Origin of the sequence: Parafilimonas sp., assembly GCF_051953455.1 — a bacterium.
Classification (GTDB): domain Bacteria; phylum Bacteroidota; class Bacteroidia; order Chitinophagales; family Chitinophagaceae; genus Parafilimonas.
The window spans coordinates 1-14,937 of sequence record NZ_JBQCIT010000049.1 but is presented as its reverse complement, the minus strand read 5'-3'; the positions used below and the strand labels follow the sequence as shown (position 1 = coordinate 14,937).

At 42.2% G+C, this 14,937-nt stretch carries 9 protein-coding genes and 1 riboswitch; of the genes, 5 read left to right on the top strand and 4 right to left on the bottom strand.

Annotated elements, in window-relative coordinates; genetic code table 11:
• The first annotated feature begins 234 nt into the window (after positions 1-234).
• The 3 genes from ACTHN6_RS17495 to ACTHN6_RS17485 are packed head-to-tail and all read left to right on the top strand — an operon-like array spanning position 235 to position 5,260.
• Positions 235-3,297 carry an efflux RND transporter permease subunit gene (locus ACTHN6_RS17495; RefSeq protein ID WP_440437072.1) on the top strand — a complete coding sequence of 1,021 codons (3,063 nt, stop codon included), beginning with the start codon at positions 235-237 and terminating at the stop codon, positions 3,295-3,297.
• 30 nt (positions 3,298-3,327) lie between these two features.
• Entirely contained in the window at positions 3,328-4,173 is an 846-nt protein-coding gene (locus ACTHN6_RS17490) for an amidohydrolase family protein (protein WP_440437071.1), read from the top strand.
• Positions 4,174-4,219: 46 nt separating this feature from the next.
• Complete coding sequence (locus ACTHN6_RS17485) at positions 4,220-5,260, top strand: NAD(P)-dependent alcohol dehydrogenase (protein ID WP_440437070.1); 1,041 nt, start codon at positions 4,220-4,222, stop codon at positions 5,258-5,260.
• A 153-nt stretch (positions 5,261-5,413) separates the two neighbouring features.
• Here ACTHN6_RS17485 and cphA read toward each other — a convergent pair whose 3' ends face one another.
• The gene (gene cphA / locus ACTHN6_RS17480) at positions 5,414-8,035 is read right to left on the bottom strand and encodes a cyanophycin synthetase (RefSeq protein ID WP_440437069.1); all 2,622 of its coding nucleotides are present in this window, start codon (positions 8,033-8,035) and stop codon (positions 5,414-5,416) included.
• Positions 8,036-8,287: 252 nt separating this feature from the next.
• Positions 8,288-8,350, top strand: a riboswitch (Fluoride riboswitch).
• 18 nt (positions 8,351-8,368) lie between these two features.
• Here cphA and crcB point away from each other — a divergent pair.
• Both crcB and ACTHN6_RS17470 read left to right on the top strand, forming a co-directional pair.
• Positions 8,369-8,749 carry a fluoride efflux transporter CrcB gene (gene crcB / locus ACTHN6_RS17475; RefSeq protein WP_440437068.1) on the top strand — a complete coding sequence of 127 codons (381 nt, stop codon included), beginning with the start codon at positions 8,369-8,371 and terminating at the stop codon, positions 8,747-8,749.
• A 2-nt stretch (positions 8,750-8,751) separates the two neighbouring features.
• Positions 8,752-9,117, top strand: a complete 366-nt coding sequence (locus ACTHN6_RS17470) for a DUF190 domain-containing protein (protein WP_440437067.1) — start codon at positions 8,752-8,754, stop codon at positions 9,115-9,117.
• Between the two features lies 1 nt (position 9,118).
• Here ACTHN6_RS17470 and ACTHN6_RS17465 read toward each other — a convergent pair whose 3' ends face one another.
• The 3 genes from ACTHN6_RS17465 to ACTHN6_RS17455 form a co-directional block, all read right to left on the bottom strand.
• Positions 9,119-10,711, bottom strand: a complete 1,593-nt coding sequence (locus tag ACTHN6_RS17465) for a peptide chain release factor 3 (protein WP_440437066.1) — start codon at positions 10,709-10,711, stop codon at positions 9,119-9,121.
• Positions 10,712-10,840: 129 nt separating this feature from the next.
• A complete protein-coding gene (gene tsaD, locus ACTHN6_RS17460) occupies positions 10,841-12,007 on the bottom strand; it encodes a tRNA (adenosine(37)-N6)-threonylcarbamoyltransferase complex transferase subunit TsaD (RefSeq protein ID WP_440437065.1) in 1,167 nt (388 codons plus the stop codon).
• A 697-nt stretch (positions 12,008-12,704) separates the two neighbouring features.
• Positions 12,705-14,417 carry a serine hydrolase domain-containing protein gene (locus ACTHN6_RS17455; protein WP_440437064.1) on the bottom strand — a complete coding sequence of 571 codons (1,713 nt, stop codon included), beginning with the start codon at positions 14,415-14,417 and terminating at the stop codon, positions 12,705-12,707.
• Between the last annotated feature and the right edge of the window lie 520 nt (positions 14,418-14,937).

Here is a 14,937-nt window from a genome sequence, read left to right as displayed (position 1 = left end):
ATATCAATTAATATTCTGTAAACATTCTTTTTTAGAGAATATTAAAACTGCATAAATAGATTTGCTGTTTATAACAAAACCATTTGCATTTTTCGGTAGCTCTTGTTTAAATATTTTCATTGATCTTGTAGTTGCTGTTGAATAAACAACAGCGTTTTATCATCGATGCTGCAAGCTTGCAGGAAGCGAAAAAAGTGTAAACGGCCTTTGGTTGCACACAATTATTTGTAATTAATGAATATCTCTGAACTTTCGCTTAAGCGCCCGGTGCTTGCCACGGTAATGAATATTATGATTATTGTGTTTGGCGTAACCGGTTTTACTTTTCTTGCCGTACGCGATTATCCTGCTATTGACCCCGCTATTGTAAATGTGCGCACGTCATATACCGGCGCCAATGCAGATATTATCGAAAGCCAGATCACAGAACCACTGGAGAAACAGATCAATGGCATACCCGGCATACGCACCCTTACTTCGTCGAGCACCTTGGGCAACAGTAATATTACGGTTGAATTTAATCTCGGTGTTGACCTGGAGGCTGCGGCAAGCGACGTTCGCGATAAGGTAAGTCAGGCTGCACGAAGTTTGCCGCAGGATGTTGATGCGCCGCCGGTTGTTTCAAAAGCTGATGCCAATGCCGATTTTATTTTAATCCTTGCTATTCAAAGCCCCACCAAAAGTTTGCTCGAGTTGAGCGATTATGGTGAGAATGTTTTACAACAACAGTTTCAAACCATAAATGGTGTAAGTTCTGTGGGGCTGTTCGGACAAAAGCGTTATGCCATGCGGCTTTGGCTCAAGCCTGATAAAATGAACACCTATAACGTTTCATTTACCGATCTGCGCAATGCGCTTAATTCTGAAAACATAGACCTGCCGCCTGGCAAAATTTATGGCAGCAATACAGAGCTTACTATCCGCACTATGGGGCGGCTTACCACGGAAGATGAATTTAAGAACCTGATCATTCGCGAAGACAGCACCGGCATTGTTCGCGTAAGTGATTTTGCTGAAGTGGAATTGGGTGCCGAAGATTATGAACAAAGCTGGAAGTATAATGGTGTAAATGCAGTGGGACTGTATGTAATTCCCCAGCCCGGCGCCAACAACATTGCTATTGCCGATGAATTTTATAAACGCCTTGATGCCATTCAGAAATCAAACAAAAGTGATATACAAATTAAGGTGCTGATTGATAATACTGTCAACATCCGCAATTCATTGTCTGAAGTAAAAGAAACCCTCATCATCGCCTTTATACTGGTGGTGCTTGTAATATTCATCTTTTTCCGCAACTGGCTTATTGCCATCCGGCCGTTAATAGATATTCCCATTTCGCTTATCTCCACTTTCTTCATTATGTATATTTCAGGGTTTACAATAAATGTGCTTACGCTGCTGGGCATTGTACTGGCAACAGGTTTGGTGGTGGATGATGGCATCGTGGTAACCGAAAATATTTTCAGAAAACTGGAAAGTGGCTTGCCAATACGCAAAGCCGCATTGGAAGGCAGCAGGGAAATTTTCTTTGCGGTATTATCAACCTCAATAACATTGGCGATCGTGTTTTTACCGGTAATTTTCCTGGAAGGATTTATAGGAAGATTGTTCCGCGAATTTGGTGTTACGCTGGCCTGTGCCGTTTTAATATCGGCATTTGTATCATTAACTATAACGCCCGTTTTGAATGTTTATTTAACAGGAAAGAAAGCAGGTCACGGCAGGTTTTATGAGCGCACAGAACCTTTCTTCAAAGGCATGGAAAACGGTTATAAGAAATTGCTCGAAGGTTTTATGAAAATACGCTGGGTTGCTTTTGTAATTGTTGCAGTGTGTTTTGGGCTTATACTGATATTCATGAACAGCCTGCAAAGCGAGATTGCTCCGCTGGAAGACAAGAGCTCTGTACGCCTCAGTGTTACAGCGCCCGAAGGCACCAGCTTTACCTATATGCAGCGCATAACAGACCAGATAGCGGATTATTTATATGACTCCGTTCCGGAACGGGATTTTGTTTTTGCCAGAACACCCACCGGCTCTACTAACCAGGCGCAGCCGCGTATTGGCCTTGTACCGCCGCAGGAGAGAACAAGATCGCAGACTGAAATAGCCAATGACCTGCAGCGTAAATTATCAAAATTTAATGATGCAAGAATTTTTACCACAGAAGAACAAACCATTGCCGTGGGTTCCGGTTCACGCGGCGGTTTGCCTGTACAGTTCGTATTGCAGAATATGGATTTTGAAAAACTGAAAGAAGTGATCCCCAAATTTTTGGATGAAGCAAGACAGGATCCCACGTTTTCAAATGTTGATGTAAATCTTAAATTCAATCGTCCCGAAATCCAGCTTTCTGTAGACAGGATGAAAGCAAAAGACCTCGGTCTTTCTACAGAAGATATTGTGGCGGCCATACAGGCGGCGTTCAGCGGCGGAAGACTGGCTTATTTTATTATGGGCAGCGATCAATACCAGGTAATTGCCCAGGTGGAACATGCCAACCGCACAGAGCCTGCGGATATTTCGCGTTTATATGTGCGCAATGCAAGCGGGCAAAGCATTCCATTAAGTGCGGTGGTGCATCTTGTTGAAAGCAGCAGCCCTACCACATTGTACCATTTTAACCGGTATAAAGCAGCTACCATTTCTGCATCGCTGTCAGGAGGAAAAACTATTGGTGATGGTATAAAGGCGATGCAGGCAATTGCCAACCGGACGCTGGATGAAAGCTTTCAAACGGCATTAAGCGGGCCGTCAAGGGATTATTCGGAAAGCTCTTCCAACATTGGGTTTGCTTTTACGCTTGCATTACTGCTTATCTATTTGGTGCTGGCTGCACAATTTGAAAGTTTTCTTGATCCGTTCACTATCATGTTTACTGTGCCGCTGGCTTTAGCCGGTGCTTTATTGAGCTTGTGGATATTCGGGCAAACATTAAATATATTTTCGGAGATTGGTATGATCATGCTGATAGGGCTGGTAACGAAAAACGGGATTTTAATTGTTGAATTCTCCAATCAGAAACGGGAACAGGGCATGGGTAAGCATGAAGCTGTAATAGAAGCATCCACGCAGCGTTTGCGCCCCATATTAATGACGAGCCTTGCCACATCGCTTGGCGCTTTGCCTATTGCCATGAGCCTGGGCGCTGCAGCAACAAGCCGCATTCCGCTTGGTATTGTGGTGGTAGGCGGTATTTTATTTTCGCTGATATTGACGCTGTTTGTAATCCCGGCTATGTATTCATATATATCTGGTAAACATAAAGCGCATACAACAGTGATAAGCGAATAAACTTTGCAAGGATTATTTAATAAAACATTCATGAAAATAATCGACTCCCATCAACATTTCTGGAATTACAATGCGCAGGATTTTGCCTGGATAACAGATGATATGGCTGTTATCAGGAAAGACTTTCTGCCGGCTGACCTTGAAACTGTTTATAAGGAAAATAATGTGGAAGGCTGTGTAACGGTTCAGGTAAACCAGTCAGAAGAAGAGAATGAAATTTTTTTAAAGTATGCCAACGAAAATGATTTTATAAAAGGCACAGTGGCATGGGTTGATCTGATGGCTGGTGATATGGAAGACAGGCTTGCTTACTGGCACCAGCATAAAAAGCTTAAAGGCTTCAGGCATATTTTACAGGGCGAAAAAGACAGGGCGCTCATGCTGAAGCCCGCTTTCAAAAATGGCATCAGCAAACTGCAGCCATTCAATTTTACGTATGATATTCTCATCTTTCCGGATCAATTGAAATATGCACTTGAACTGGTGCAATCTTTCCCTTCTCAAAGATTTGTAATAGACCATATTGCCAAACCTTATATTAAAAAAGGAGAGATTGAACAATGGCAGAAAGATATAGAAGCATTTAAACAATGTGAAAATGTTTATTGCAAAATATCGGGCATGGTTACCGAAGCCGAGCGAAAAAGCTTTTCAAACGAAACCTTCAAACCATACCTTGATGTGGTAACATCAACATTTGGAACCAAAAGATTAATGTATGGCTCCGACTGGCCGGTTTGCCTGGTTGCTGCTTCTTATAAAAAAGTCTTGCAAATTGCAACTGAATATTTTGCTTCGTTTTCAGCAGATGAAAAAAATAATATCTTTTATAATAATGCAATTGAATTTTACAACCTTGAAGCTGCAAAATATTAAACCGCAGTTTTTAGCAACTATTCATATTTCGTAAATAAATTAAATTATGGCAACAAAAGCTTATGCAGCGCAAAGCGCAACTGCGCCTTTAGCGCCCTGGAGTTTAGACAGGAGAGAACCCACACCACACGATGTGCAGATAGATATTTTATACTGCGGTGTTTGCCACAGCGATTTACATACAGTGCGCAACGAATGGGGCGGCGCTGTTTATCCTGCAGTGCCCGGCCATGAAATTGTTGGCCGCGTTACAAAAGTTGGTAATCATGTAAAAAAATTTAAAGTGGGCGATCTCGCTGCTGTAGGTTGTTTGGTTGACAGTTGCCGCGAATGTGCCAATTGTAAAGAAGGCCTTGAACAATATTGCTTAAATGGTTCAACAGGCACATACAACAGTAAAGACAAACACAGCGGCGGTGTTACTTATGGCGGCTACAGCAAGCAGATTGTGGTGGATGAAGATTTTATACTTACCATTAAGGAAGATCAGCCGCTGGAAGCTGTTGCACCCTTGCTTTGTGCGGGCATTACCACTTATTCCCCGCTTCGTCACTGGAAGGTAGGCGAGGGGCAAAAAGTTGGTATTCTCGGCCTTGGCGGCCTTGGGCACATGGGCGTAAAACTGGCTGCATCTTTTGGCGCAGAAGTAACCATGCTCAGCCATTCGCCGTCAAAAGAAGCGGATGCAAAAAAACTCGGTGCACATAATTTTGTACTTACCAAAGATGAAAGCCAGGTAAAGAAAATGACTGGCTATTTCGATTTTATTCTTGATACGGTTTCTGCTGAACATGATTATAATATGTATCTCAGCATGCTGAAAACAAGCGGCACCATGGTTTGTGTGGGCGCGCCTCCAGCACCTGCTAAAATCCCGGCATTCAATCTTATTATGGGCAGAAAAAGTATTGGCGGTTCATTGATTGGCGGCCTTCCGGAAACACAGGAAATGCTGGATTATTGTGCTTCGAAGAATATAGTGTCTGATGTGGAAGTGATCGACATAAAATATATCAATGAAGCGTATGAACGTATGCTGAAAGGTGATGTAAAATACAGGTTTGTTATTGATATGGCAACGTTGTAAAACAATGCTGTATCAAAAAATACTTCTATAAAATTTATTAAGAATTATCGCCACAGGTGAACAGATAAAATCTGTGCATCTGTGGCTTATTTTTTAAAACTATTTATTTGAACAACCTCCTGTAAACAAATAACTGAAACAATTTTTCAAAGTTTATTCCGCATCTTCTTTCGCTTTTAAGCCTTTAATAAAATCAAGCGCTTCCGATACCACGTCGCACATGATGGTGATTAAAGAACCAGGCTTTGCATTGTTGTAGGCATGCAGTATAGCATCCTGTTCATTATAAATTATCTCGAAAGGAATTTCTTTTGTTTTCGCTTCATTAATGCCCTCAACCAATAAATTCACAATTTCTTCTGCAGTACGGCCACGTAAATTTTTATCGCAGCGGATAATGATCTCATCAAAATATTTTGCTGATAAGCTGCCCAGTTCGCGAATATCTTCATCCCTTCTGTCGCCCGTTCCACTTATAATGCCCACTTTGGGCGAGCCATCCATCTTGCTCACAAAATTACCAAGCAACTCCAGCCCGGCAGGGTTATGTGCAAAATCCACAAGGAACTTGCATTTCTTAAACTCAAACATATTCAGCCTGCCCGGCGTTAGCGCAGGCGAAGGCACAAACGTGGTTAAGCCTGTTCGTATATCTTCAATAGAAATATCCCTGAACATATAAGCTGCCAGCACGGCAGGCAATGTGTTCATAATATTATGAATGGCTTTGCCATCAAAGGTTATAGGAATATCGTTCACTTTCATTACGCGTATTTTCCAGGTGCCTTTCAAGATGGTGATATAACCATTTTCATATACGGCGCCAAATCCGCCTTCCGCGCAATGTTTTTTTATACGCGGGTTATTTTCATCCATGCTGAAGAAAGCAACATTGCAATCGAGGTTATCTTTCATTTTATAAACAAGGTCATCGTCTGCATTCAATATGGCAAAGCCGCCTTTTCGTACAGTTTCGGGTACTACGCTTTTTACCCGCGCCATCTGTTCCAGTGTATTAATGCCGGCAAGCCCCATGTGATCTGCTGTAACATTGGTAACAATAGCAACATCGCATTTGTCAAAAGCCAAACCCGATTTTAATAAACCGCCCCTGGCGCTTTCCAGCACGGCGAAATCTACCGTAGGATCACTTAATACAAACCTGGCGCTGACAGGGCCGGTACAATCGCCTTTCATCATTAGCTGGTTCTGAATATAAACACCATCGCTTGTTGTATAACCCACTTTTTTACCTGCGGCTTTACAAATATGTGCGGTTAACCTCGTGGTGGTGGTTTTACCATTCGTGCCTGTAATGGCTATGATTGGAATGCGGCCTGTGGCCCCTTTGGGAAACAGCATATCAATCACAGGTTCCGCTGCATTTCTTGCAATGCCTTCCGATGGCTCAACATGCATGCGAAAACCCGGCGCAGCATTCACTTCAAGGATAGCGCCACCATTTTCCGTAACAGGCCTTTTAAGATCAGGCGCCATTATATCAATGCCGCAAATATCAAGGCCGATGATACGGGCAATACGTTCGGCCATAAAAATATTTACCGGATGTACTTCATCCGTAACATCGGTTGATGTGCCGCCTGTTGAAAGATTGGCGGTTGGCTTTAATAATACCAGTTCTTTTTTTGACGGGATTGTTTCTAATGTATAGCCTTTTTCATCCAGCATTTTTTGCGTGAACTGATCGATGGTTATTTGCGTTAAAACTTTTTCATGGCCATAACCGCGGCGGGGGTCTTTATTGGTTTCATCAATCAGCCATTGAATCGTATGCTCGCCATCGCCTATAACGCTTGCCGGCGTTCTTAATGCAGCGCATATAAATTTATAGTTGATGACCAGCACACGGAAATCAAAGCCGGTAATAAACTTTTCAACAATAACGCTGCGGCTGTATTGTTTGGCTGCTTCAAATGCTTTCAGCGCCTGTTCATAAGTTGTGATGTTAGTGGTATTGCCTTTGCCATGATTGCCATCAATAGGCTTTATTACCAACGGGTAACCATACCGTTCCACCGCATCTTTTAAACCTTCTTCACTACGTATAACCGTACCTTTTGGCACAGGTATTTGTGCTGCATCGAGTAAATTTTTCGTTTCTTCTTTATCACCTGCAATATCCACTGCGATGGTGGATGTGGTGCTTGCAATGGTTGCCCTTATGCGTTTTTGATGTACACCATAACCTAACTGCACGAGGCTTTGTTTATTCAGCCGTATAAAAGGAATATCGCGCTTTACAGCTTCTTCAACAATGCTGCCGGTTGAAGGGCCCAGCCTTGTATCTTCCCTTATTTCACGCAGCCGCTGAATATCCTCATCAAGGTTATACGGTTGTGCATCAATCAATGCTTCTGCAATGCGCACAGCAGCTTTTGCCGTATAAACCCCGGCATCTTCTTCCATATAATCAAACACAACAAAGTATTCACCTTCTTTGCCTGTGCCGCGTGTGCGGCCAAAGCCGCAATCCATGCCGGCCAGCGTTTGCAGCTCCAATGCAATGTGTTCAATCACATGGCCCATCCACGTACCGTCCTTTACGCGGATAAAAAACCCGCCGGGTTTACCCTCGCTGCAACGGTGTTCATACAGGCTTGGCATAAGCGTTTGCAAACGCTCAGGGAAACCATCAATTGTATTGGTTGGGCGTTGCTCCATTTCTTCAAGGTCAAGCGTCATTTGAATGAGCTTTGGACGGCGTATGCTCCAGTAATTCGGGCCCCTTAAAATTTTTATTTCGCGTATTTTCATTCGTATAGTTTTATTATTTCAATTGCCGGGCAACATGCTTTTTGGTGTTTTCATGATGCAATAAAAGCATCTCATAAGCTTTGCTTATTTTTTATTTATGTGTGATGAGCTGTTGTATTCCTATAAAGCACGGTTGCGTTGCACGCTGCAGCAGTTGATAGTTTAATCAGCAGCGGTTGCGGTTTAACCTGTTTGCAATATAACTTATTATACAACTAAAAGTTTTAAATGCGTTTCTGTATTCAACTATATATTTGCACCGGCGATGGGGTTCGCCATTAACCGCCGTAAAAAGCTGATGACTCCTGTTCGTAGTTTAATAATTTTGTTGCTATGTTCAGGAATTTATTGTTTATAGGAATAGGTGGTTTTATAGGCGGTATCTGCAGGTATTTACTTCAGCAATATGTGCAAAATAATTATCCTTCTTCTATTCCGCTTGGCACATTAATCGTAAATATTATTGGTTGTTTTGTCATTGGCCTTGTGTATGCGTTATCCGATAAGGGCAACCTGCTTTCACCGGAAATGCGGCTTTTTCTCGCTACCGGTATTTGCGGCGGGTTTACAACATTTTCTTCCTTTGCTTACGAAAACGTAAGTATGGCGCTCGACGGCGAATTCCTTTATGCTTTATTGTATGTATCACTTAGTGTGATCATTGGGTTTGGCGCTGTTCATGCCGGTATTTTATTCATTAAATTAATATTCTGATTATGGAACCGGGGCACGATTCAAAGCTGCTGCGCCTGTTTATTGGCGAAGCAGATAAACTTGGCCACCAGCCATTGTATGAAGCCATTTTATTTGAAGCAAAAAAGCAGCAGGTTGCAGGCTGCACTGTTTTGCGTGGTATTATGTCTTTTGGCGCTTCTTCATTGGTGCATACTGCCAAGCTTATAGAAATATCGCAGGACCTTCCTATTGTTATAGAAATAATAGATGTTGAAGATAAAATAAATGCATTTGCAGAAACGGCAGGGCAAATGCTTGAGCAAACAGGTTGCGGAGGTTTAATGACAATTGAAAAAGCCAGTGTGCTTTATTATAAACCCCGTGTACAAAGAAAGAAGGATAAATAAGTTATGCTGATTTATGTATCTCGCTTGTAAAATGAAATACAATATCAGGGTTGTTTGTAATCTCTGTATTTAAAAACCATTCACTCTGGGCAAGGTAAACTGGGTTGCCATCTTTATCTTCCGCGCTGTTTTGCTGTTTAAAACGAAGAAATTCATCCAGCTTTTTCTGGTTATTGCTCGTAAGCCAGCAAGCCTTGTAAAACGGTAAAACCCTAAACTCGCAGGCTGCGCCGTACTCATTCAATAAGCGGTACTGAATTACCTCAAACTGCAGTTCGCCCACACAACCAATAATTTTTTTATTGCCGCCAAACTGTGTGAACAACTGGGCCACACCTTCATCTGTTAACTGCGTTATGCCTTTTTCCAATTGCTTTGTTTTCATCGGGTCTTTATTCACGAGTTCTTTAAAAATTTCCGGTGAAAAAGAAGGTATGCCGGTAAAATAAAAATCTTCGCCTTCGGTAAGCGTATCGCCTATTTTAAAATTGCCGGTATCGAACAAACCAATTACATCGCCGGGATAAGCGTCTTCAATAATATCCTTGCTGCGTGCCATAAAAGAATAAGGATTGCTGAAACGGAAATCCTTATCTAACCGCACATGATGATAATATTTGTTGCGTTCAAACTTACCGCTGCACACACGCATAAAAGCAATCCTGTCCCTGTGTCTTGGATCGAGATTGGCGTGAATTTTAAAAATAAAACCACTGAGCTTTGGCTCATCCACTTTTACAATGCGCTTACTCGTTTCGCGGTCTAATGGTTCCGGTGCAACTTTTATAAATGTATCAAGCAATTCCTTTACCCCAAAATTGTTGATGGCACTGCCAAAGAAAACCGGCGCCACGCTGCCTGATAAATAATCTTCCGTATTCAATTTGCCATATACGCCATCTATGAGTTCCACATCTTCACGCAGTATGTTAGCATCATTGTTGCCAACTTTATCGTTCAGAAAATCATCATTTAAGTCTTCAATTACAATACTATCATCTTCTGTGGCTTTTGTATTAGCCGTAAACAGCAGCAGGCTTTTGGCATCAAGGTTATATACGCCTTTAAAATCTTTACCGCTGTTGATGGGCCAGGTCATCGGATGCAATTGTATCTTCAGTTCTTTTTCAATTTCCTCCAGGAGGTCAAAACGGTTTTTACCATCGCGGTCCATCTTATTAATAAAAACAATCACCGGCGTTTTGCGCATGCGGCAAACTTCCATCAGGCGGCGGGTTTGTTCTTCCACGCCATTCACACTGTCAACCACCAGCACTACACTGTCAACGGCTGTTAATGTACGGTAGGTATCTTCCGCAAAATCTTTGTGGCCGGGTGTATCTAAAAGATTAATGAGAAAATCTTTATACTCAAACGTCATTACACTGGTAGCCACCGAAATACCACGCTGCCTTTCAATTTCCATAAAATCACTCGTGGCATGCTTTTTAATTTTATTGCTTTTTACAGCGCCCGCTGTTTGAATAGCGCCGCCAAACAACAAGAACTTTTCGGTTAATGTGGTTTTACCGGCATCGGGATGCGATATAATAGCAAATGTTCTCCTGCGGCTTATTTCTTTCTCGTTGCTCATTTGTGCTGTTTGCGAATCTTTTTGGGGCGCAAATGTAGTATTTTGTTACAAGGGAAAAGATAGGCGGTTTGTTGTTTAACAGTTAACACAGATCGCGGTGCTGTTAATTATGGCTTCATCCGCAAGTTCTTACCATTCGGCCCTTGCCGTAGGGCTTATACTCAATCCGGCAAAATCGCCGGCGAGATATTTATAATAAGCCGTGATGGCAATCATAGCGGCGTTATCGGTACAATATTCAAAAGCAGGAATAAAAGTTTGCCAGTTATATTTTATACCATATTCTTTAAGTGCAATGCGCAGGCCGCTGTTAGCACTAACGCCGCCGGCAATACAGACCTGTTTTATGCCGGTTTGTTCCGTTGCCTTCTTCAGTTTTTTCATTAAAATATGGATGATGGTATATTGAACGGAAGCGCAGAGATCGTACAGGTTTTCTTCAATAAAAGCGGGATTATTTTTTACTTCTTTTTGCAGTGAATACAGTACGGAGGTTTTTAACCCGCTGAAAGAAAAATTCAAACCCGGAATTTGCGGCTCTGCAAATTTGAAGGCTTTGGCATTGCCCTGTTTGGCATATTTATCAATGAGCGGGCCGCCGGGATAAGGCAAGCCAAGCATTTTGGCTGATTTATCAAAAGCTTCACCTGCAGCGTCATCAATGGTTTCCCCAATTATTTCAAGCTGCAAAGGTGAATGCGCCAGCACAATCTGTGTGTGCCCGCCGCTGACAGTTAAACACAAAAAGGGGAATGCAGGCCTGGGCTCTGCAATAAGATTGGCCAATACATGCGCCTGCATGTGGTGCACGGCAATTAGCGGTTTATCCAGCGCCAGCGATAACGATTTTGCAAACTGTGCGCCTACCAGCAGACTGCCGATTAACCCCGGCGCCTGCGTAAAAGCAATGGCATCAATAGCCGACAGTTGATAATTGGCAGCAGACAGGGCAGCATCAATAACGGGCACAATGTTTTGTATATGTGCCCTGCTGGCAAGTTCGGGCACAACGCCGCCATATTGTTCATGCACGGCCTGGGTGGCAATTATATTAGATAAAATCTTTCCGTCAACACAAACGGATGCCGACGTTTCATCGCAGGAAGATTCAATGGCCAGGATAGCGGTTTTGCTTTTTTCCAATGAACCATTGCCGGAAACTTTTTCTTCTGGGTGAATGCTGTTGTTCACCCCGCAAAAATAAGCCAATGACGGATGTGATAAAACAGTGGGGCCGAAAAGGTTCTGTTTGGAAATATAGGCCGGTACACTAATACTTGATGCAAACTTTAGCAAGGGCCGCGGTGTGAACAGGAAACAGGTATGGCTTTAATGCTCAAGAAAAGTTACAAATTTTAATACAGGGATGAAGTGAAGAAACACAAACATCGGGCGAGCATTTCACCAACCATACTGCCAAGCCGATGTTAGCAGTTCGTTGTTTTTTTCGTAATTGTCAGTCATCATTTCTTTTCAGGCTTTTGTCAAGAAATCTTTCAATCATTGGAACTGCAAAGTCACTTTCTTTAAAGTCAGGTGTTATGTCAGGAGTTTATTGGTAGAAGCCACATGGGTAGCTGTAAGAACCGATATGGCTTTACAAACTTATTATCGTAAACATTCTGCGAAGGAGCCTAATAAAGCCATCATTAAAGTAGCGCATAAGCAGGATGCGGGCCGTTATAATAAGCGGTGTTCCTTATCAGACAGTATTGGTGAAATAATTTTTAATCATTATTTAAGCTCAGTCAAAAAGCATTCATGGAACAGACTGCAAAACATGAGGGGCAGCGTTTATTATATAACGACTGCAATCGCAAAGCAGGCAGCTGTTCTTTTTAAACTAAGACCTGATGCAGGTAGCGTTTATTTTATTGTTGAACGACTACAAATAGGAAGCGGAGCTGAATAATTAAAACAATGAACCACTTTGTTTTTGAATGATTGAAACCTGTACTGCAGCAGCATTGATCGGCGGTTTATGACTGCCTATCTACTTAGCGCTTTTTACAAAAGCAATTCCTTCGCCTAATATTTTCAATCCAACAATCTTATTTTCTGTATCCCGATCAAACTTCAGGAAGCCAAAACTGTCATTCCCGGAGTATTTCAATTTAATCGTTTGCATGCGGGGATGTTTAATTACCAGTCTGCCGTCCTCTGTTTTTAATACCCACACACAAGAGAGTTCTTCAGAAAAATAAGTTCCAGTGTATGGGCTCAGGTCGATTGTTTCTCTATACTTGTCACCCTCTTCCATTTTTTTCACTACTGTTTCTGCTACTGGGATATTATTCGTTGTGGGTTTTTGTTCCCTTAAATTACCATTCAGAAACAAGTCACTCATCTTTAAATAACGTTGGAAAGTAGCATCGTTGTCGTCGTTGGAAAGATAAACAACAGCTAGCTTTTCTTCTGGAAATCGTACAATGGCCGTGCGATATCCGATAACCAATCCAAGATGGATGATTTGTTTCTTTCCGCCGGTTTCTTTCCACTCATTGCCAAAAGAGTAAGCTGTTTTGCTACCGTTATTCAAGGAACCTTTCGACTCCAGTAATTTTTCAATGTTTGGGTTGATTAATTTTTTCGTTTCGAAGCTGTTTACCCATTTCGCCAAATCATCCAACGTGGTACAAAGGGCAGAAGCACCTGTGGCCGCCCAATTGTTTTGCTTTTGCTGAAAACCCGATTGTATTCCTTTATAGCAAAGCACCTTGTTGACATAAACCTGGCCAGGCTCTGTTTTAAAGAAAGTGGCCTTCATTCCCAGCGGTTCAAATATGTTTTCTTTGGTCCAACTGGCAAAACTTTGCTTTGTAACTCTGGTCACAATTTCAGCCAGCAAATTATAATTGGTATTGGAATAGTGATACTGCTCTCCTGGTGTAAACTTTAAATGCTGTTGGGCCACGGCGAAATTGATACACATAGGAAGGGTAATGATGTCTTCGGGTGTGAACCCTGCAAATTCCAGGTCGTCGGTACTTCTGATTCCCGAGGTGTGGTAGACCAAATTGGCAATGGTTATGGTGTGTCCATAGTCGGGCATCTCCGGAATATATTTCCGAATGTCATCTTCTAACCCAATCATGCCTTTGTCGATCAGCATAGCCACAGCCAGCCCGGTAAATTGTTTTGAACAGGAGGCAATCTCAAAGACTGAGTTGCTTTGCAAGGGAACTCTGTCTTCCAGGTTGGCTAAACCTTTGGTACCTTTAAATACAACCTTGCCATTCTTCATGACAAGAACAGCGGCTCCTGGCGCTTCGTTCTCGTACCAACCATCAAACAACTGGGCTGCTTTTTGTACCGGCGTTTGGCCGCTCATTTCCAGCTTATCTAAAATAATAGAATACTTTCCGGACAGCGGCTTGATAAACCCCCACATAACCTTAACCTTATAGTTGCCAGAAGCTTTGCTAAAAAATGAAACCACCTCTTTGTTGCCCATTTGGTTTTCATCTACAATCATGAACAGGCTGTCCGATGGATCAAACACTTCTACAAAAACCCGAACATTTTTTTCAGTTACTCGTAAACTTGCAAATTGGCTCTTTTGCATTTTTATATAAAACGAGTCCGGCTTTTGTGGGTTTATTTCTGATGAAACGGCTTGGTGCAGTACTAAAAATTGATGCTGACCAAATGCATTTGCATGGAGCAAAGAAAAAAGGAAAAGCAAGATAGCGGTAAACTTCATCATCGGCTTATCGTTGTTTTAGTTTTGAAGCTTTTAAATCATAGTTGGTTCCAGCCGATTTGGACGAATAACTATGCCTTTTTAAAAATTATATGATTTTCAGATTGTTGGAAAACCTTTCCCGGTGCTGAGTGTTCGCTTTCGTACAATGATTGTGCGGTCTTGAAAGGTTAATACCTTTTGATCTAATGTGGCGGCGGTAGTTTATTCCTGCAAAAATTACAGAGAAAGCGAAGAGCACGGGCTGTATTCTTCGTTGCCTTTCTTTCTTTGAATCAACCGGATGAAATAATGGCAGGTAACGGTTCTCGGCTTGGCGCAGGGCAGTTGAACCACTTCCGTTCGATTAATATACAAAAGATAAATCTTAACCAGCACTGCATAAAAAACAAACCTGATAGTTTGCTCAAATACCCTTGCATCGCAGACCGGCAACCCCATAATGTAACACCGGCAACCGTAGGTTCCGTTCAACAGCGCTTTCATTGTTCGTCCTGCGGACGCAACGAATGCTTAGTTATTG